This is a genomic window from Bradyrhizobium sp. SZCCHNRI1029, assembly GCF_032487555.1.
GTDB lineage: Bacteria > Pseudomonadota > Alphaproteobacteria > Rhizobiales > Xanthobacteraceae > Bradyrhizobium.
In genome coordinates this window covers 528,077-546,605 of record NZ_JAUEUK010000002.1, presented here as the reverse complement: position 1 = coordinate 546,605, position 18,529 = coordinate 528,077, and the positions used below count along the sequence as shown (strand labels likewise).

At 65.0% G+C, this 18,529-nt stretch carries 17 protein-coding genes; 11 read left to right on the top strand and 6 right to left on the bottom strand.

What is annotated here, in order from left to right:
* Positions 1-3 precede the first annotated feature (3 nt).
* Positions 4-873, bottom strand: a complete 870-nt coding sequence (locus QW861_RS08305; RefSeq protein ID WP_315712905.1) for a branched-chain amino acid ABC transporter permease — start codon at positions 871-873, stop codon at positions 4-6.
* 239 nt (positions 874-1,112) lie between these two features.
* Complete coding sequence (locus QW861_RS08300; protein ID WP_316192901.1) at positions 1,113-2,291, bottom strand: ABC transporter substrate-binding protein; 1,179 nt, start codon at positions 2,289-2,291, stop codon at positions 1,113-1,115.
* Positions 2,292-2,635: 344 nt separating this feature from the next.
* Between QW861_RS08300 and QW861_RS08295 the strand changes: the two genes are divergently transcribed.
* On the top strand, positions 2,636-2,875 hold the full coding sequence (locus tag QW861_RS08295; RefSeq protein WP_315753582.1) for a hypothetical protein: 240 nt from the start codon (positions 2,636-2,638) through the stop codon (positions 2,873-2,875).
* Positions 2,876-2,890: 15 nt separating this feature from the next.
* Here the strand turns inward: QW861_RS08295 and purU are convergent, their stop codons facing one another.
* Complete coding sequence (gene purU, locus QW861_RS08290; protein ID WP_315738990.1) at positions 2,891-3,754, bottom strand: formyltetrahydrofolate deformylase; 864 nt, start codon at positions 3,752-3,754, stop codon at positions 2,891-2,893.
* 155 nt (positions 3,755-3,909) lie between these two features.
* Here purU and QW861_RS08285 point away from each other — a divergent pair, with 155 nt between their 5' ends.
* The gene (locus QW861_RS08285) at positions 3,910-4,752 is read left to right on the top strand and encodes a uroporphyrinogen-III synthase (RefSeq protein ID WP_315753580.1); all 843 of its coding nucleotides are present in this window, start codon (positions 3,910-3,912) and stop codon (positions 4,750-4,752) included.
* Between the two features lie 130 nt (positions 4,753-4,882).
* On the opposite strand, the gene QW861_RS08280 is transcribed toward QW861_RS08285, so the two are convergent.
* The 3 genes from QW861_RS08280 to QW861_RS08270 form a co-directional block, all read right to left on the bottom strand.
* A complete protein-coding gene (locus QW861_RS08280; protein WP_315753578.1) occupies positions 4,883-5,836 on the bottom strand; it encodes a GDP-L-fucose synthase in 954 nt (317 codons plus the stop codon).
* Positions 5,820-6,902 carry a GDP-mannose 4,6-dehydratase gene (gmd, locus tag QW861_RS08275; RefSeq protein ID WP_315768775.1) on the bottom strand — a complete coding sequence of 361 codons (1,083 nt, stop codon included), beginning with the start codon at positions 6,900-6,902 and terminating at the stop codon, positions 5,820-5,822. Before gmd ends, QW861_RS08280 begins: the two co-directional genes overlap by 17 nt.
* A 132-nt stretch (positions 6,903-7,034) precedes the next feature.
* Positions 7,035-7,709, bottom strand: coding sequence for a Crp/Fnr family transcriptional regulator (locus QW861_RS08270; RefSeq protein WP_315753574.1), 675 nt, complete (start codon positions 7,707-7,709; stop codon positions 7,035-7,037).
* Positions 7,710-8,038: 329 nt separating this feature from the next.
* Here QW861_RS08270 and QW861_RS08265 point away from each other — a divergent pair, with 329 nt between their 5' ends.
* The 9 genes from QW861_RS08265 (at position 8,039) to QW861_RS08225 (ending at position 18,232) form a co-directional block, all read left to right on the top strand.
* The gene (locus QW861_RS08265; RefSeq protein ID WP_315712912.1) at positions 8,039-8,860 is read left to right on the top strand and encodes an ABC transporter ATP-binding protein; all 822 of its coding nucleotides are present in this window, start codon (positions 8,039-8,041) and stop codon (positions 8,858-8,860) included.
* A complete protein-coding gene (locus QW861_RS08260) occupies positions 8,857-10,788 on the top strand; it encodes a long-chain fatty acid--CoA ligase (RefSeq protein ID WP_316174085.1) in 1,932 nt (643 codons plus the stop codon). The genes QW861_RS08265 and QW861_RS08260 overlap by 4 nt, the downstream gene beginning before the upstream one ends.
* A gap of 121 nt (positions 10,789-10,909) precedes the next feature.
* Positions 10,910-11,803, top strand: a complete 894-nt coding sequence (locus QW861_RS08255; protein WP_316166153.1) for a branched-chain amino acid ABC transporter permease — start codon at positions 10,910-10,912, stop codon at positions 11,801-11,803.
* Positions 11,804-11,806: 3 nt separating this feature from the next.
* Positions 11,807-12,880, top strand: a complete 1,074-nt coding sequence (locus QW861_RS08250) for a branched-chain amino acid ABC transporter permease (protein ID WP_315712915.1) — start codon at positions 11,807-11,809, stop codon at positions 12,878-12,880.
* A gap of 58 nt (positions 12,881-12,938) precedes the next feature.
* Positions 12,939-14,225 carry an ABC transporter substrate-binding protein gene (locus QW861_RS08245; RefSeq protein ID WP_315712916.1) on the top strand — a complete coding sequence of 429 codons (1,287 nt, stop codon included), beginning with the start codon at positions 12,939-12,941 and terminating at the stop codon, positions 14,223-14,225.
* A 166-nt stretch (positions 14,226-14,391) separates the two neighbouring features.
* The gene (locus QW861_RS08240) at positions 14,392-15,228 is read left to right on the top strand and encodes an ABC transporter ATP-binding protein (protein WP_316192900.1); all 837 of its coding nucleotides are present in this window, start codon (positions 14,392-14,394) and stop codon (positions 15,226-15,228) included.
* Between the two features lie 126 nt (positions 15,229-15,354).
* The gene (locus tag QW861_RS08235) at positions 15,355-16,575 is read left to right on the top strand and encodes a phenylacetate--CoA ligase family protein (protein WP_316192949.1); all 1,221 of its coding nucleotides are present in this window, start codon (positions 15,355-15,357) and stop codon (positions 16,573-16,575) included.
* A gap of 137 nt (positions 16,576-16,712) precedes the next feature.
* Positions 16,713-17,903: a CaiB/BaiF CoA-transferase family protein gene (locus QW861_RS08230; RefSeq protein ID WP_315753562.1), complete on the top strand. Its 1,191-nt coding sequence runs from the start codon at positions 16,713-16,715 to the stop codon at positions 17,901-17,903.
* Positions 17,904-18,070: 167 nt separating this feature from the next.
* Complete coding sequence (locus tag QW861_RS08225; protein WP_315712919.1) at positions 18,071-18,232, top strand: hypothetical protein; 162 nt, start codon at positions 18,071-18,073, stop codon at positions 18,230-18,232.
* Positions 18,233-18,529: the final 297 nt, after the last annotated feature.

The following is an 18,529-nucleotide window of genomic DNA, read 5'->3' as shown; positions in this document are numbered from 1 at the left end:
TCCTCACCGCGTCGCCGTGCGACCGAACAGGCCGTTCGGACGCCAGATCAGGATCACGATCATGATGGTGTAGATGACGAAGGGGCCGAGCTTCGGCACGTAGTATTTGCCGGCGACGTCGCCGATGCCGAGCAGCAGCGAGGCCAGGAACGGCCCGGTGATCGAGGACGAGCCGCCCACGGTGACCACGATCAGGAAGTAGATCATGAACTTCAGCGGGAAGTACGGATCGAGGCCGAGGATCTCGGCGCTGAGCGCGCCGCCCAGGCCAGCGAGCCCGCAGCCGAACGCGAAGGTGAAGGCGAACACCTGCGGCACGTTGATGCCGAGGCCGCTCGCCGCGCGGGGATCATCGACGGCGGCGCGCAGTCGGCTGCCGAACCGGGTCTTGGAGAGCACCAGCTGCAGCCCCACCGTGAGCAGCCCGCAGATCACGATGATCATCAGCCGATAGCGGCCGATGCCGACGCCGAAGACGTCGAACTGGCCCTGCAGCACGTCGGGCAGATTGATGAAGATTCGCGAGGAGCCCATGATGTAGTCGACCGCGGCCACCGTCATGAAGACGAGCCCGATCGAGAACAGCACCTGGTCGAGATGGCTGCGCGCATAGAGATGCTGATAGAGCGTCCGCTCCAGCAGCGCGCCGATCATGGCGCTCGCGACGAAGGCCAGCGGCAGCGCCGCGAAGAACGGCCATCCCATCCGGTTGACGAGCACGGCGCAGACATAGCCGCCGGCCATGGCGAAGGCGCCATGGGCGAGGTTGACGAAGTTCATCAGGCCGAGCGTCACGGCGAGCCCGCAGGCCAGCACGAACAGCAGCATGCCGTAGGCGACGCCGTCGAACAGGTTGGTGAGGATGGCGGTCATGGAGTCTAGTTTCAGTCCCCGGTCATCCCTTCATCCGAAGGGCATGCATACAACGCTTGCTCGGTCTGCGCCTCTCCCGCTTGCGGGGGAGGTCGGATCGCATCGGAACGATGTGATCCGGGTGGGGGAAATCTCTCCACATGACGCGTGTGCCGTGGGGTGCCCCCTCCCCAGCCCTCCCCCGCGGGCGGGGGAGGGAGCGCACGGTCCTTGCGCGTCCCTCGATGACGCCTATCGCGTCACTTCTTCGCCTTGCCCGGATCCTTGACGGCCTCGAAGGTCTGGAATTCGACGTTGTAGAGCTCGCCGTCGACCTTCTCGACCTTGCGGATGTAGACGTTCTGAACGATGTCGCGCGTCTCCGGATCGATCGAGATGGGACCGCGCGGGCTCTCCCACGCCATGCCCTTCATCGCAGCAATCAGGGAATCGCCGTCGGTCTTGCCACCGGTCTTCTTCAGCGCCTCGTAGATCAGATGGATGCCGTCATAGCCGCCGACCGCCATGAAGCCTGGACGGCTGTTGAACGCCTTCTTGTAGGCCGCGACGAACTCCTTGTTCTTCGCCGACGGATGCGCCGCCGAATAGATGTGCGCGGTGACGGCGCCGAGCACGGCGTCGCCCATGTCGTTGAGCAGGTCGTCGTCGGTGACGTCACCCGGTCCGATCACCTTGATGCCGCTCTTGTCGAGGCCGCGCTCGGCATATTGTTTCATGAAGTTGCCGCCCTGGCCGGCCGGCACGAACACGAACATGGCGTCCGGCTTGGCGTCCTTCATGCGCTGCAGGAAGGGAGCGAAGTCGGGGTTCGCCAGCGGAACCTTGATTTCCTCGACGATCTCGCCACCGCCAGCGGTGAAATGCTCCTTGAACGAGGCCAGCGCGTCGTTGCCGGGCGCGTAGTCCGAGGTCAGCGTGGCGACCTTCTTGATGCCGTTCTTGACCGCCCAGTCGCCGATGATGGTGGAGGACTGCGGCAGCGTGAAGCTGGTGCGGACGATGTAGGGCGACTTCTCGGTGATGATGGAGGTGCCGGCCGCCATGACGACTTCCGGGATCTTGCCCTGGGTGGCGAGCGGCGCGGCGGCGAAGGCCGCCGGCGTCACGCCAAAGCCGGCGATCACGTTGACCTTGTCGTTGACGATCAGCTCCTGCGCCAGACGCTTGGTGTTGTCGGGCAGCGCCGCGTCGTCCTTGAGGATGACCTGGATCTTCTTGCCGGCGACGGTGTCGCCGTTCTGCTGCATGTACAGCTTGATCGCATTGTCGATCTGCTTGCCGGTCGACGCCTGGCCGCCGGTCATCGGCACGATCAGGCCGATCTTGAACACGTCTTCGGCCCGCGCCGCACCCGACGCGAGCGCAGCCGCGGCAAGAGCCGCACTGGCGAGCGTCAGTGTCTTGTTTCGCACGAACATTGAAACTACCTCCCTGGTCGGATCAGGACCGCAGCCCCCGGCCATTGTTGTCTTAACCGTGCGATCTCGTTCGCGATATCGCGGGCGCATCGCTGCGGACTCGGGACCCCGTTGTCAATGGCGATCATGGGAGGCTTCGTGAACGGTAGGTTTCCGCAACGGACCACCAATCCGTGATAGGTATATTAATACCCCAATCATCGAACGGCCAAATTTTGCCAATTGATGGCAAGTCGTTAGGGTCCGGGCCGCGGATCTCCCGCAGCACGAAAGGTCCCCCGTCAATGCCGGCCAGACACCCCCACCGGACCAGACTGTTTCCGGCCGCGATGATGCTTCTGGCCATGGCTGGGCCGATCCTCGCCGGCTGCTCGTCGATCAATGAGAAGGTCGGCGCGGGGATGGGCGACCTGATGCCGCAATGGGCCGGCGGCCTGCCGGCCGGTGCGCCGCCCCGTCCAGGAACCCCGGAATACGACCGTTTCATGCAGGAGCGCGAGCGGCAGCGGCAGATGCCGGCCGCCGAACGCGACAAGGAGACGCAGTCGAACGCCAACGCGCAGGCGACCGTCCCCGGCCGCTGACGGGCGGTCGCGACATCAATCCATGAAGACGACGGTCTTGCGCCCGTTGAGGATGACGCGATCCTCGAGGTGATAACGGATCGCCCGCGCCAGCACGCGCCGCTCGATGTCGCGGCCCTTGCGCACGAGGTCCTCCGGCGTGTCGCGATGGCTGATGCGCTCGACATCCTGGTCGATGATCGGACCCTCGTCGAGATCCCGGGTCACGTAATGAGCTGTGGCGCCGATCAGCTTGACGCCGCGCTCATAGGCCTGGTGATAGGGTTTTGCGCCCTTGAAGCCCGGCAGGAACGAATGATGGATGTTGATGCAGCGGCCCGACAAGCTCGCCGACATCTCGTCCGACAGGATCTGCATATAGCGCGCCAGCACGACGAGATCGGTCTTCGTCTCATCGACCAGCTTCAGGATCGCCTGTTCCTGGTCGCGCTTGGTGTCCTTGGTCACCGGCATGTGGTGGAACGGGATGTCGCCGAAATCGAGCCCGGCATAGGTCTCGCGCGGATGGTTGGAGACGATGGCGGTCGGAATCATCGCGAGGTCGCGGGTGCGCCAGCGATAGAGGATGTCGACCAGACAATGGTCGAACTTCGACACCAGCAGCATCACCCGGCGCTGCCCGGCGCGGTCGCGCATCTGCCAGTCCATCGCAAAGCGCTCGGCGATCGCGGCGAAGCCGGTCTGCAGCGCCGGCAGGTTGACGGCGAGATCGGCGGCCGTGAACACCACCCGCATGAAGAAGTGACCCGTCTCGAAGTCGCCGAACTGCTGGGCATCGAGAATGTTCTGGCCATTGTGGGCGAGGAAGGTCGAAACGGCCGAGACGATCCCGGGACGATCCGGGCAGGACAGGGTCAGGACATATTGGTGGTCGGACATGGCGATGACGTACCGGGCGGATGATATGAGGGGAATGATGCGGCAGGCTTGGCGCCCGTTCGGGCCCTGCTCTACCACCCTCCGCGCGCTTGCGCCAACGCCCGGCGCGGGGGCAGGATGAACAAAACATCAACTCTCAAACTTCGAGCATCGCCATGGCTGACAGGCTGACCGGCAACCGCATCCTGATCCTGGAAACCCGCGAGGAGGCGCAGTTCTCGCGACTGCTCGCCGAGCAGGGCGCCGACGTGCTGCAATGTCCGATGTTCACGATCGAGGATGCGCCGGACCCGGTGCCGATCGAGGCCTGGATCCGCCGCTGCATCGAGCGGCCGTTCGATGACGTGGTGCTGATGACCGGCGAAGGCCTGCGGCGGCTGATGACCGTGGTGCGCCGGATCGGCCTCCAAGCGGAGTTCATCGCCGCGCTCGGCAAAACACGCAAGTTCACCCGTGGCCCGAAGCCGGGTCGCGCTTTGCGCGAGCTCGGGCTCGAGCCGCAGGTCACGACCGAGAAGCCGACATCCGAAGGCGTGGCTGAGCTGCTGTCGCGCTACGATCTCCAGGGTCATCGGCTCGGCCTGCAGCTCTATCCCGACAAGGACCATTCGGCACTGATCGGCGCCATCAAGGCCGCGGGCGCCGAGGTCGATCCCGTGCTGCCCTACGTCTATGACGCCAAGGCGGCGGATGCGAACATCCTCACCGCGATCGACGAGATGATCGCCGGCAAGGTCGATGCGATCGCGCTGACGAGCTCCGGCCAGCCGCGGCGGCTGTTCGACGTGGCCAGGGCGCACGGCGTCGAGGCACGCCTGCGCGAGGGGCTGGCACGCACGCAGATCGCCTCGGTCGGGCCCGTGGTGACGGAGGAGCTGGCTGCGCATGGGCTGGCGCCGTCGATCACGCCGGCGGGCGAGGCCTATTTCATGAAGCCGCTGATTTCGGCGATGGCCACGGCGCTGGGCGTGAAAGTGCCACGCGCTTCACCAAACTAATGGTGTCGTCCCGGCGAACGCCGGGACCCGTACCGCGTGATGTCTGACATGGGCAAACGGCACATTCCGCGCGTCTCACAGCATTCGGTGGTTATGGGTCGCGGCTCAAGGCCGGGACGACAGCGGAGGGTTACGCTTGCGCGTGCCCCCTCTCCTGCAGGAACGCTTGATACGCGCGCGCGATGCCGTCCTTCAGCGACGTCGTCGCGCGCCAGCCGAGCGCGGCGAGGCGCGACACGTCGAGCAGCTTGCGCGGCGTGCCGTCTGGCCGCGAGGTGTCGAAGCTGATCCGTCCCTGATAGCCGACCGTTGCCGCGACCACACGGGCGAAATCGGCAATCGTGATGTCCTCGCCGGTGCCGATGTTGACCAGCCCGGCGTCGGAATAGGTCTTCATCAGGTGCACGCAGGCATCCGCCATGTCGTCGACATAGAGGAATTCGCGCCGCGGCGTTCCCGTGCCCCAGACGACCACCTCGGGCGCATCGGCGAGCCGGGCCTCGTGGAAACGGCGGATCAGCGCCGCGACGACGTGGCTGTATTCAGGATGGTAGTTGTCGCCGGGACCGTAGAGATTGGTCGGCATCACGTTGATGAAGTCGGCGCCGTACTGGCTGCGATAGGCCTCGACCATCTTGATGCCGGCGATCTTGGCGATCGCATAGGGCTCGTTGGTCGGCTCCAGCGGCCCGGTCAGCATGGCGTCCTCGCGCAGTGGCTGCGCGGCAAGCTTCGGATAGATGCAGGAGGAACCGAGAAACATCAGCTTCTCGGCGCCATTCACATGCGCGGCGTGGATGACATTGGCAGCAATGGCAATGTTGTCGTAGATGAACTCGGCGCGCAGCGTGTTGTTGGCGACGATGCCGCCGACCTTCGCCGCAGCAAGGAACACGACCTGCGGCCTGGCGCGCGCGAACCATGCGAACACCGCCGCCTGGTCGCGCAGATCGACCTCGCCACGCGGCACCGTGAGCAACTCGACGCCTTCGCTCGCCAACCGCCGCACCAGCGCGCTGCCGACCATCCCGCGATGGCCGGCGACGAAGACACGCTTGCCGCGGAGATCAAACGGCGTGGCCACTGCTCGCCTCCCGCCGCGCGGCGCACAGATCGCTGGCGACCATCTCCTTGACCAGTTGGGCGAAGCTCGTCCTTGGTTTCCATCCGAGCTTGTCGCGCGCCTTGCTGCAATCGCCGATCAAGAGGTCGACCTCGGTCGGTCGGAAATAGGTCGGGTCGATCCGCACCACCGCCTTGCCGGACTTGGCGTCGATCCCGGTCTCCTCGACCCCCTCGCCGCGCCATTCGATGCGGCGACCGACCTCGGCGAAGGCGAGTTCGACCAGTTCGCGCACCGAATGGGTCTCACCGGTCGCCAGCACGAAATCGTCGGGCGTATCGGCCTGCAGGATGCGATGCATGCCCTCGACATAGTCGCGCGCATGGCCCCAGTCGCGTTTGGCCTCGAGATTGCCGAGATAGATCGTCTCCTCCAGGCCGGTTTCGATGCGGGCGACGCCGCGGGTGATCTTGCGGGTCACGAAGGTCTCGCCACGGATCGGGCTCTCGTGGTTGAACAGGATGCCGTTGCAGGCGAACATCCCGTAGGCCTCGCGATAGTTCACCGTGATCCAGTAGCCGTAGAGCTTGGCGCAGCCATAGGGCGAGCGCGGATAGAACGGCGTGGTCTCCCGTTGCGGGATCTCCTGCACCAGGCCGTACAGCTCCGAGGTCGAGGCCTGGTAGAAGCGCGTCTGCTTCTCCATGCCGAGAATGCGAATGGCTTCCAACAAGCGCAGGACCCCGAGCGCGTCGGCATTGGCGGTGTATTCCGGACTCTCGAAGCTGACGCCGACGTGGCTCTGGGCGGCGAGATTGTAGATCTCGTCGGGGCGGATCTGCTGCACCAGCCGGATCAGGTTGGTGGAATCGGTCATGTCGCCGTAGTGCAGCAGGAACGGCACGTTGCCTTCGTGCGGATCCTGGTAGAGATGGTCGATCCGCGCGGTATTGAAGGACGATGACCGCCGCTTGATCCCGTGCACGGTGTAGCCGAGACCGAGCAGATATTCGGCCAGATACGCGCCGTCCTGGCCCGTGACGCCCGTGATCAGCGCCACGCGGCCGCTGCAATCCTTCCCCGCCATGCTCACTCCAACACCGTCGCGCCCCCTCGGGCCGAAGTTCCCGGCGAGCAGTCCACAGCCGAAGCCGCCGGTCAAGCTCAACGGAAAACAGGCGTTGGATCAATCCCGTATCGGCGCAACGAAAAGCAGGACCTAATCCCCGTAGCAGCGCAGGCGGTCGAGATCGAGCACCGTCACCCCGCCATACTCCACCCGCAGCAGGCCCTCGCGCTCCAGCGTCTTGAGACACTGATTGGCGTTCTGCCGCGACAGGCCCGACAGCGCGCCGATCTCCTCCTGGGTGATCTCCAGATGGCGGGTCGTATTCGGGTAGAGGATCGGATTGAACAGCGAGGCAATGCTGCGGGCGAGCCGCGCCGTCGCATCCAGCGTGCGGCCGACCTCGACGAGGCCAATGAACTGGCCGAGCCGCTCGTTGAGCTGGGTGACGAGGAAGCGGTTGAAGCCGACGCTGTTCTCGAACAGCCGCATGAAGGTCGGCCGCTCCATCAGCGCGACGCGCGTATCGCGCAGCGCCACGACGTCATAGCGGCGCAGCTCGTTCTTCAGCACGCTGCCCTCGCCGAACCAGGCGCCCGCCGACATGCCGGCGAATGTCGTCGCCTTGCCGCCGCGCGACACCGTGCTCATCCGCGCGAGACCGGTGACGATCCCGGTCCAGTAGTCGAATTGATCGCCGCGAAGGAAGATGTGCTCGTTGGCCGCAAACGACCGCTCGACGATGCCGGCCGCAGCCGTGTCGATTTCCTCGGGCTTCAGATGGCGGGACCAGGGCGCGATGCGCAGAAGGGTATCGGGAGAGATCAAGCCGGCATCTCGTCTCGTCGAAGCTCGCGGCGACCATATTGCATCGCAACAATCCTGCAGTGAATATTGCCTGGGAATTGTCAGGCGCAAGACAATTCCTGATAGCGCTTTCCCCTATCGAGGACCACCGTCTTCGACTCGCGCCTCTGGACACGGACGAGGCGCATCGAGATGCGGCAAAATGCGCCCGCCCGGGTGGCCCGTCATTCGTCGGATGGCGCGGAACCGATGCCCGGGATAGGATTGCACCCAATGCGACGAACTCAACGTCGCGCGACACGATGCCTTGAAGAGCGCGCCAAGCGCCGAAGACAGTTCGGGAGGACGACTTGGACTATACGTTGGAAGCGCGCGGAGTGTCGCTGCGTTTCGGTGGGGTGCGAGCCCTGACCGACGTCAGCTTCGGCGTGCGCGAGGGCGAGTTGTTCTCGATCATCGGCCCGAACGGCGCCGGCAAGACCTCGATCGTCAACTGCATCTCCGGCCGCTACAAGCCGACCGAGGGCCGCCTGTTCCATCGCGGCCGCGACATCACCGGCCTGCCACCGAGCGCGCGCGCCAACATCGGCATCGGCCGCACCTTCCAGAACCTCGCGCTGTTCCACCACATGAGCGTGCTCGACAATATCATGGTCGGGCGCCATCACCTGCTGAAGAACAATTTCCTCACCGGCTCTCTGTATTGGCTCACCGGCGCGCGGCGCGAGGAGCTGAAGCATCGCGAGAAGGTCGAGCAGATCATCGACTTCCTCGACCTGCAGTCGGTGCGCAAGGCGCCCGCCGGCACCCTCTCCTACGGTTTGCGCAAGCGCGTCGAACTGGCGCGCGCCATGGCGCTGGAGCCGCATCTGATCCTCCTCGACGAGCCGATGGCCGGCATGAACTTCGAGGAGAAAGAGGACATGGCGCGCTACATCGTCGACCTCAACGAGGAATTCGGCATGACGGTCGTGATGATCGAACACGACATGGGCGTGGTCATGGACATCTCCCATCGCGTCATGGTGCTCGATTTCGGCCGCAAGATCGCCGAGGGCGACCCGGCCGCCGTGCTCGCCGATCCTCACGTCAAGCGTGCCTATCTCGGCGAGGAGGACGAACTGCTGGTCGATCCCGACGAGGCGCCGTCCATCGCGGAGGACGCGGCATGATGGACTATGCGGGTCGCGTCAAGCAGGCCGACACCTATCCGAAGCTGCTACGGCTGAACGCGAAAGAGCACGGGACGGAGATCGCGCTGCGCGAGAAGAATCTCGGGCTGTGGCGCACCTTCACCTGGGCCGACTACCAGGCGCGCGTGCGCGATTTCGCGCTCGGCATGGTGGAGCTCGGCCTCGGCAAGGACGACGTGATCGGCATCATCGGCGACAACCGGCCGGACTGGGTTGCCGCGGAGGTCGCGACGCATGCGATCCGGGCCATGAGCCTCGGGCTCTATCGGGACGTGCTCGACGACGAGGCCGCCTACCTGCTCAATTACGGCGAGGCGCGACTGGTGTTCGCTGAGGATGAGGAGCAGGTCGACAAGCTGCTCAACCTCGCCGAGCGCGTGCCGGCGCTCAAGCACATCGTCTATTCCGATCCGCGCGGCATGCGCAAATATGACGATCCCAGGCTGCTGCCGGCGGACAAGCTCGCCGAGCTCGGCCGCAACCGGGCGGCGCGCGAGCCCGATCTCTACGACCGCATGGTCGATGCAACCGTCGGCGACGACGTCGCCATCCTCTGCACCACCTCGGGCACGACCTCGCATCCAAAGCTCGCGATGCTCTCGGCCGCGCGCGTGCTCAAGCATTGCGCCACCTATCTCGCCTTCGATCCCAAGGGACCGGAGGACGAATACGTCTCGGTGCTGCCGCTGCCCTGGATCATGGAACAGGTCTATGTGCTCGGCAAAGGTCTGCTCTGCCGGATGAAGGTCAACTTCGTCGAAGAGCCCGATACGATGATGAACGACTTCCGCGAGATCGCGCCGACCTTCGTGCTGTTCGCACCGAGGGTGTGGGAGCAGATCGCGGCCGACGTCCGTGCCGCCGTCATGGACGCCTCGCCGCTGAAGCAGCGGCTGTATCATCTGGGCATGTCGACCGGCCTTGCCGCGCTGGAGAGGGGCCAGCATTCGAGCCTTGCCGACATGCTGCTGTTCCGGGCACTGCGCGACCGGCTCGGCTTCACCCGGTTGCGCTCGGCCGCCACCGGCGGCGCCGCGCTCGGGCCCGACACGTTCAAGTTCTTCCGCGCCATGGGCGTGCCCTTGCGCACGCTCTACGGCCAGACCGAGCTGCTCGGGGCCTACACGCTGCACCCGGCCGACAAGGTCGATCCGGACACGACGGGCGTGCCGATGGCTGAGGACATCGAGATCAAGATCGACCAGCCCGACAGCCAGGGGATCGGCGAGATCCTGGTACGCCATCCGAACATGTTCCTGGGCTACTACAAGGCCCCGGAAGCCTCGGCCGCCGACGTCAAGGACGGCTGGATGCATTCGGGCGACGCCGGCTATTTCAACGAGGCGAAGCAGCTCGTCGTCATCGACCGCATCAAGGATCTCGCCGAGACCGCGCGCGGCGAACGCTTCTCGCCGCAATATATCGAGAACAAGCTGAAGTTCTCGCCGTATATTGCCGAGGCCGTCGTGCTCGGCGCCGGCCGCGAGCATCTCGCCGCGATGATCTGCATCCGCTACTCGATCATCTCGAAATGGGCGGAGAAGAACCGCATCGCGTTCACCACCTACTCCGATCTCGCCTCGCGCAACGAGGTCTACGCGCTGTTGCAGAAGGAGGTCGAGACCGTCAACGCCCACCTGCCGCCGGCGCAGCGCATCGCCCGCTTCCTCCTGCTCTACAAGGAGCTCGACGCCGACGACGGCGAGCTCACACGTACGCGCAAGGTGCGTCGCAGCGTCATCAACGAGAAGTACGCCGATATCATCGACGGCATCTATGGCGGCAAGCCTGCCATCCCCGTCGATACCGTCATCCGCTTCCAGGACGGCACCACCCAGCGCATCCGCACGACGCTGAAGGTGGTGGATCTGGGTGGACATGGCGCCATGGCGGAGGCCGCGGAGTGATGCGCCTTCTGCCACATGAGGTCGTCATGCGCGGGCTTGACCCGCGCATCCATCCTCTTCCGAAAATCTCCTTCGCGATGGATCGCCGGGTCAAGCCCGGCGGTGACGAGTGAGAACGATCATGAACACCGCCTTCCTCATCCAGCTCCTGGTCAACGGCCTCGTCGTCGGAACGCTCTATGGCGTGGTCGCGATGTCGTTCGTGCTGATCTACAAGGCGACCCAGGTCGTCAATTTCGCGCAAGGCGAGCTGCTGCTGATCGGCGCCTGGGTGTGCTGGGCATTGCTGACGAAATATCAGGTGCCGTTCTGGGTCGGCATGCCGCTGACGCTGGTCTTCATGTTCGCGTTCGGCATCGCGATCCAGGTCGTGATCCTCCGTCCGATGATCGGGGAGCCGATCATCTCCGTCATCATGGTCACGATCGGCCTTTCGACCGTGTTTCAGGCGGCGCTGAAATGGATGTTCGGCGTCAACCCCCAGCCGTTCCCGCCAGTGTTCGCCAGCACGTCCGTCGACCTGTTCGGACTTCAAATCCAGACGGTCTACGTCATGAGCCTCGTGGTATCGGTCCTGATGATGCTCGGCATGGCTTGGTTCTTCAAGGCCTCCAAATATGGCCTGGCGATGCGGGCGACCGCCTTCAACCAGCAGGTCGCGCAGTCGCTCGGCATCTCCGTCAAGAACGTGTTCGCGATGGCCTGGGCCATCTCGGCAACGGTCTCGGCCGTGGCCGGTGTTGTCGTCGCCGTGGTCAACGGCGTCTCCTCCGGCCTGTCGGCCTACGGCATCAAGGTTTTTCCGGCGGCGATCCTCGGCGGCCTCGACTCGGTCGGTGGCGCCGTGCTCGGCGGCATCATCATCGGCCTCCTCGAGAACATCGCGCAGTATGTCGACAGCCAGTATCTGCACTGGGGCAATCTGTACGAGATCGCGCCATTCTACGTGCTGATCATCATCCTGATGATCAAGCCCTACGGCCTGTTCGGCACCAAAGACATCGAGCGGATCTGAATCATGGTTGCGCGCTCCACGATACCCGCCGGCGACTTCCGCACCTCTTACGCGGCCGACACCACGATCTTCCCGACCAGAACCAGCCGCAATTTCGCGATCGCCGGCGTGATCCTCCTGTGCTTCGCGCCGCAGGTGTTCTCCGAATACTGGCTGTCGGTCTCGATCCAGATCGGCATCTTCGCCATCGCCGCACTAGGCCTCAACATCCTGGTCGGCTTCACCGGCCAGATCTCGATCGGACAGGCCGGCTTCTTCCTGCTCGGCGCCTTCACCTCGGCCTATATCAACAACACCTACGCGATCCCGGTGTTCTTCGCGATCCCGCTCGCCGGGGTGATCACAGCACTCGTCGGGCTGATTTTCGGACTTCCGGCGGCGCGGCTGAAGGGTCTCTATCTCGTCATCGCCACCCTCGCCGCGCAATACATCCTGCTCGACTTCTTCTCCCGCGCCGAGTGGTTCTCCGGCGGCTCGGTGCCGGCCTCCGCCAATCCGTTCTCGATTTTCGGCTATACGCTGCGCGGCGACCGGCAATATTTCTACGTCGTGCTGGCCTATGTCGTGGTGTGCTACCTCCTGGTCACCAACCTGATGCGCACCCGCGACGGCCGCGCGCTGATCGCAATCCGCGACCACTATCTCTCGGCCGAGATCATGGGCATCAACCTGACGAAGTACCGGACGCTGTCGTTCGGCCTCGCCGCGTTCTTCGCCGGCATTGCCGGCGCGCTCTACGCGCACTACCAGCTGGTGATCTCGCAGGAAGGCTTTGGCATCGAGCGCTCGATCCTGTTTCTCGCCATGATCATCATCGGCGGCACCGGTTCGATCATGGGCACCCTGATGGGGACAGCATTCGTCGTTCTGCTGCCGGAATCGATGGAATGGCTGAGCCACCACCTCAAGGGCGGCGCGATCGACAAGGCGCTCGCGCTCAACAACAACATCACTTTTTTGCGCGAGATCGCGATCGGCCTGATCATCATCGCCTTCCTGATGTTCGAGCCCGACGGGCTGGCGCATCGCTGGCGCCAGATCAAGACATACTGGAAGCTCTATCCGTTCTCACATTGAACTCAACCAACAGGGACCGGCGACAATCCGGCCCGAACGCATCACAGGAGGAAGCACTATGACGATGAAATCATTGCTCGGCTCGGCGGCGCTGGCGCTGCTCGCAGGCGCCTTCGCCTCAACGGCGCAGGCGCAGCAGATCGCAATCGGACATCTGCAGGATCTCTCGGGCGGCACGTCCGACGTCGGCACGCCCTATGGCCAGGCCGTGATGGACACCTTCGCCTGGGTCAACAAGAACGGCGGCATCGGCGGCAAGCAGCTCGCGGTCGACAGCAACGACTACGGCTACCAGGTGCCGCGCGCGATCGCGCTGTACAAGAAGTGGTCGGCCCCGGACAACAAGGTCGCGGCGATCATGGGCTGGGGCACCGCGGACACCGAGGCGCTGACCGGCTTCCTCGCCAACGACAAGATCCCTGACATGTCCGGCTCCTACGCCGCCGCGCTGACCGACCCTGAAGGCACCAGCGGCAAGGCCAAGGCCGCGCCGTACAACTTCTTCTACGGCCCAAGCTACTCGGACGCACTGCGCGCCGAGCTGACCTGGGCGGCCGAGGACTGGAAGGCCAAGGGCAAGCCCGGCAAGCCGAAATTCGTGCACATGGGCGCCAACCATCCCTATCCCAACGCGCCGAAGGCCGCGGGCGAAGCGCTCGCCACCGAGCTCGGCTTCGAGGTGCTGCCGCCGCTGGTGTTCGCGCTGGCGCCCGGCGACTACAGCGCGCAGTGCCTGAGCCTGAAGAGCTCCGGCGCCAACTACGCCTATCTGGGCAACACCGCGGCCTCCAACATCTCGGTGATGAAGGCCTGCAAGAATGCCGGCGTCGACGTCCAATTCCTGTCCAACGTCTGGGGCATGGACGAGAACGCCGCCAAGACCGCGGGCGATGCCGCCGACGGCGTCGTCTTTCCGCTGCGCACCTCGGTGGCCTGGGGCGGCGATGCGCCGGGCATGAAGACGGTGCAGGAGATCTCCAAGATGTCCGACCCGACCGGCAAGGTCTATCGACCGGTGCACTATGTCGCCGCGGTCTGCTCGTCGCTCTACATGAAGGAGGCGATCGAGTGGGCTGCGAAGAATGGCGGCGCCACCGGCGAGAACGTCGCCAAGGGCTTCTACCAGAAGAAGGACTGGGTGCCCGCAGGGATGGAAGGCGTCTGCAGCCCCTCGACCTGGACCGACAAGGATCACCGCGGCACGATGAAGGTCGACCTCTATCGCGCCAAGGTGACCGGCCCGACCGATGGCGACCTCAACGATCTCATGGCCAAGGGCACGATCAAGCTCGAGAAGGTCAAGACCATCGAGCTGCCGCGCAAGGCGGAATGGGCGGGTTGGTAGGTTGCCAGGCGGCCGCTGAATCAACTCAGCAGCCGCTCCGCACGCCATCGTCATCCCCCGCGAAAGCGGGGGATCCGGTACGCCGCGGCTTCTCCACCGAGCATCGGCGGCTCTGGAATACTGGGCCCCCCGCCTCCCGCGGGGGACGACAGTGAGGTGAACGGATATGGTTGAGACCCTCGATAAGCCCAATGCAAATGCGACCGCGAGCGCAGCCCCCCTGCTCTCCGTCCGCAACATCGAGGTCGTCTATGACGACGTCATCCTGGTGCTGCGCGGCCTCAGCCTCGACGTGTCCAAGGGCGCGATCGTTGCGCTGCTCGGCGCCAACGGCGCCGGCAAGTCGACGACGCTGAAGGCGATCTCCGGCCTGTTGAAGACCGAGGACGGCGAGGTCACGCGCGGCGAGATCATGTTCGACGGCACGCGCATCGACGGCATCGATCCGGAGAAGATCGTCCGCCGCGGCATCTTCCAGGTCATGGAGGGCCGCCGCATCGTCTCCGACATGACGTCGCTGGAGAACCTCAAGCTCGGGGCGTTCACGCGATCCGATCGCGAGGTCAACAGTGACATCGAGATGGTGTTCAACTATTTCCCGCGGCTGAAGGAACGCACCGGCCTTGCGGGTTATCTTTCCGGCGGCGAACAGCAGATGCTGGCGATCGGACGGGCGCTGATGGCGCGGCCGAAGATGATCCTGATGGATGAGCCGTCGATGGGCCTGTCGCCGCTGCTGGTGAAGGAAGTGTTCGCGATCATCAAGGAGATCAACAGGGATCTCGGCGTCACCATCCTGCTGGTCGAACAGAATGCGCGCGCGGCGCTGTCGGTGGCCAGCCACGGCTACATCATGGAACAGGGAAAGGTGGTGCTCGACGGCACCGCCGACAGCTTGCGCGACAACGAGGACGTCAAGGAATTCTACCTCGGCGGCGCCGGCGACCAGCGCAAGAGCTTCAAGAACCTGAAGAGCTTCAAGCGGCGGAAGCGGTGGCTGTAGCCGAACTCTCTCCTCGTCATGGCCGGGCTTGACCCGGCCATCCACGCACGAGCCGCAACGATGAACGACGTGGATGCCCAGGACAAGCCCGGGCATGACGACCGCAAGATTCAAGGACTGGGTACGATGACCCACTACGACGCCCTCGAAACCCGTGATCCCGCAGCCCGCGAGCAGGATCTGTTCGGCCGCCTGCCCGACGTGCTGCACGCGGCGATGAAGGCGCCGGCCTATGCCGCGCTGCTGCAGGGCATCGATCCCCAGGACATCACGACGCGCGCTGCGCTCGCGCAACTGCCGGTGCTGCGCAAATCCGAGCTGCCTGCCCTGCACAAGGCGGCCCCGCCATTCGGCGGCTTCGTCGCGCAGGCGCCCGGCGCGTTCTCGCGTCTGTTCACGTCGCCCGGGCCGATCTTCGAACCGGAGGCGGCGCACAGCGATCCCTGGCGCGGCGCCCGCGCCCTGTTCGCCTCGGGCTTCCGCAGCGGCGATATCGTGCTCAATACCTTCAGCTATCACCTCACGCCCGGCGGCTTCATCTTCGACGCCTCGGCGCGCGCGCTCGGCTGCGCGGTGATCCCGGCTGGCCCCGGCAACACCGAGGCGCAGTTCGAGTTGATCGAGGCCTATCGCCCGATCGGCTACAGCGGCACGCCCGACTTCCTGAAGATCCTGCTCGACAGCGCCGCCAGCGCCGGCCGCGACGTGTCCTCGCTCAAGCGCGCGCTGGTGTCGGGCGCGGCGTTCCCGCCGTCACTGCAGGCCGAGATGAAGGCGCGCGGCATCGATGCCTATCAGGCGTTCGGCACCGCCGATCTCGGCATCGTCGCCTATGAGACCGCAGCGCGCGACGGCATGGTCGTCAACGAGGACCTGATCTTGGAGATCGTCCGCCCCGGCACCGGCGATCCGGTGGCGCCAGGCGATGTCGGCGAGATCGTCGTCACCTCGCTCGATCGCCACCATCCCTGGATTCGCCTTGCCCTCGGCGACCTCACCGCCGCCCTGCCCGGCACCAGCGCCTGCGGCCGCACCAACATGCGCATCAAGGGCTGGATGGGCCGCGCCGACCAGACGACCAAGATCAAGGGCATGTTCGTGCGCCCCGAGCAGGTCGCCGAGATCGGCAAGCGCCACCCGGAGCTCGGCCGCCTCCGCCTAGTCGTCACCCGCGCCGGCGAGACCGATGCGATGACGCTGAAGGCGGAATGCGCCTCGCCATCAGATGGCCTGCAGGACGCGCTCGCCGCCAGCCTGCGCAACATCACCAAGCTCGGCGGCAGCATCGAGCTGATCGCACCAGGCACGCTGCCCAACGACGGCAAGGTGATCGCCGACGAGCGGTGAATTCCTCGTGTTGTTCCCGTAGCAGGAAGCCCTGCGCCAGCGGCATGAGCGGGGCGGCCCGCACCGCCCGCACGCAATTGTCGCCTCCCGCGCGCTCTCCTATACAACCATGTCACGTTCTCTCGGAGTTCGTCCGCATGGCCTTTCCGCGCGCGTCCAAAGCCCTGTCCCGCTTCACTGTCCTCGATTTGACGCGGGTGCGCGCCGGCCCGACCTGCGCACGGCAGTTCGCCGATTGGGGCGCCAACGTCATCAAGATCGACGCCATGATGGAGGATGGTGGCGAGGCCCTGGGCGGCCCGCGCCGCGGTTCCGACTTCCAGAACCTGCATCGCAACAAGCGCGCGATGACGCTCAACTTGAAAGACCCAAAGGGCGTCGAGGTGTTCATGCGGCTGGCCAAGCGGGCCGATGTCGTCATCGAGAACTATCGCCCTGATGTGAAGACCAAGCTCGGCATCGACTACGAGGCCGTGCGCAACGTCAATCCGCGCATCGTCTATGGCAGCATCTCCGGTTTCGGCCAGGACGGCCCCTATGCGAAGCGGCCGGGCTTCGATCAGATCGCGCAGGGCATGGGCGGGCTGATGTCGATCACCGGCGCGCCTGGCGAGGGCCCGATGCGCGCGGGCATCCCGATCGCCGATCTCTCCGCAGGCCTGTCCTGCGCGATGGGCATCCTCACCGCACTGCTCGAGCGCGAGGTCTCCGGTGAGGGCCAGTGGGTGCAGACGTCGTTGTTGCAGGCGCAGATCTTCATGCTCGACTTCCAGGCCGCACGCTGGCTGATGGAGAAGGAGGTCGCCCCTCAAGCCGGCAACAACCATCCGACCAGCATTCCGACCGGCGTGTTCAAGACTTCCGACGGCTACATCAACATCGCCGCCACGGGGGGACGGATCTGGGAGCGGCTGTGCCAGACGCTCGGCGCGCCCGAATGGATCGACAATCCGGACTACGCGACCGCGCCGGCGCGCTCCAAGAACCGCGATGCGCTCAACGCCGAGATCAATGCGCGCACGCTGGCGAAGACGAGCGAGCAATGGGTCGCCGAGCTCAATGCCGCCGGCGTGCCCTGCGGGCCGATCTACGCGATCGATCAGATGTTCGAGGACCCGCAGGTGAAGCATCTCGGCATGGCGCAGCAGGTCGCCAGCGACGACGGCCGCGACATCACGCTGGTGGCGCAGCCCTTCACCTTGTCGCGCACGCCGAGCCGGATGGCGGCACGGCCGCCGGAGTTCGGCGAGCAGACCGAGGAGATCCTCTCCGAGTTCGGCTTCACCGATGGCGAGATCGCCGATCTCCGGCTGCACCGCGTCGTGTGAGCAGGTGCAATATGACCAAGCTGCGGCATCCCGCCGCTGTGGCCCAGATGTCACCACGTTGGAACTTCGACCTGGGCGGGATTGAGGCCAGAGGGAGACCGCGTTAATCTCTTCGCATCAGTTGATCGCGGACCCCTTCGGCCCGCGCGTGTGAGGAGTAGCCTTCCATGAGCGCGACGGAATTGAACGAGTTTCTGACGGCGATGGACATGGTGCGCGACGTCAACGCGGCCGCTCTGAATCACGTCGGCGTTCTGCCGTTCGACGAAACGATGCTCGACAACGAGTCCGACTGGTACCACATGCCGGTTGCGGAGAAGGCCCACTGAGGCTGACTCGCCTCGGGTCCGCGCGCCCGCTGACCTGCATCATCTTTGCTCGAAGCCTTCGTTCCGAAAGCCGGACGGAGGCTTTTTCTTTTCGAGGGCGACGGGATGAGCTGCGAACTCTGATCCACCGAACGCAAAAAAAAGCCCGACGCACGCGCCGGGCAAGGTGATCGTCTCGGGAGGAAACATCAGGGCGCGATGACCAGAGATCAGGCACCGCGCGTGAGCAGAACGATATCTGCCCATGAATGGAGCCTATCACCGCTCTGCCTAAAATGCTGTCATCGCAAAGACACA

What these genes read in the sequence shown, in the direction of transcription:
- QW861_RS08305 (WP_315712905.1), bottom strand. Translation starts at nt 873, where the DNA reads ATGACCGCCATCCTCACCAACCTGTTCGACGGCGTCGCCTACGGCATG.
- QW861_RS08300 (WP_316192901.1), bottom strand. Translation starts at nt 2,291, where the DNA reads ATGTTCGTGCGAAACAAGACACTGACGCTCGCCAGTGCGGCTCTTGCC.
- QW861_RS08295 (WP_315753582.1), top strand. Translation starts at nt 2,636, where the DNA reads ATGGCTGGGCCGATCCTCGCCGGCTGCTCGTCGATCAATGAGAAGGTC.
- purU (WP_315738990.1), bottom strand. Translation starts at nt 3,754, where the DNA reads ATGTCCGACCACCAATATGTCCTGACCCTGTCCTGCCCGGATCGTCCC.
- QW861_RS08285 (WP_315753580.1), top strand. Translation starts at nt 3,910, where the DNA reads ATGGCTGACAGGCTGACCGGCAACCGCATCCTGATCCTGGAAACCCGC.
- gmd (WP_315768775.1), bottom strand. Translation starts at nt 6,902, where the DNA reads ATGGCGGGGAAGGATTGCAGCGGCCGCGTGGCGCTGATCACGGGCGTC.
- QW861_RS08260 (WP_316174085.1), top strand. Translation starts at nt 8,857, where the DNA reads ATGATGGACTATGCGGGTCGCGTCAAGCAGGCCGACACCTATCCGAAG.
- QW861_RS08255 (WP_316166153.1), top strand. Translation starts at nt 10,910, where the DNA reads ATGAACACCGCCTTCCTCATCCAGCTCCTGGTCAACGGCCTCGTCGTC.
- QW861_RS08250 (WP_315712915.1), top strand. Translation starts at nt 11,807, where the DNA reads ATGGTTGCGCGCTCCACGATACCCGCCGGCGACTTCCGCACCTCTTAC.
- QW861_RS08245 (WP_315712916.1), top strand. Translation starts at nt 12,939, where the DNA reads ATGACGATGAAATCATTGCTCGGCTCGGCGGCGCTGGCGCTGCTCGCA.
- QW861_RS08240 (WP_316192900.1), top strand. Translation starts at nt 14,392, where the DNA reads ATGGTTGAGACCCTCGATAAGCCCAATGCAAATGCGACCGCGAGCGCA.
- QW861_RS08235 (WP_316192949.1), top strand. Translation starts at nt 15,355, where the DNA reads ATGACCCACTACGACGCCCTCGAAACCCGTGATCCCGCAGCCCGCGAG.
- QW861_RS08230 (WP_315753562.1), top strand. Translation starts at nt 16,713, where the DNA reads ATGGCCTTTCCGCGCGCGTCCAAAGCCCTGTCCCGCTTCACTGTCCTC.
- QW861_RS08225 (WP_315712919.1), top strand. Translation starts at nt 18,071, where the DNA reads ATGAGCGCGACGGAATTGAACGAGTTTCTGACGGCGATGGACATGGTG.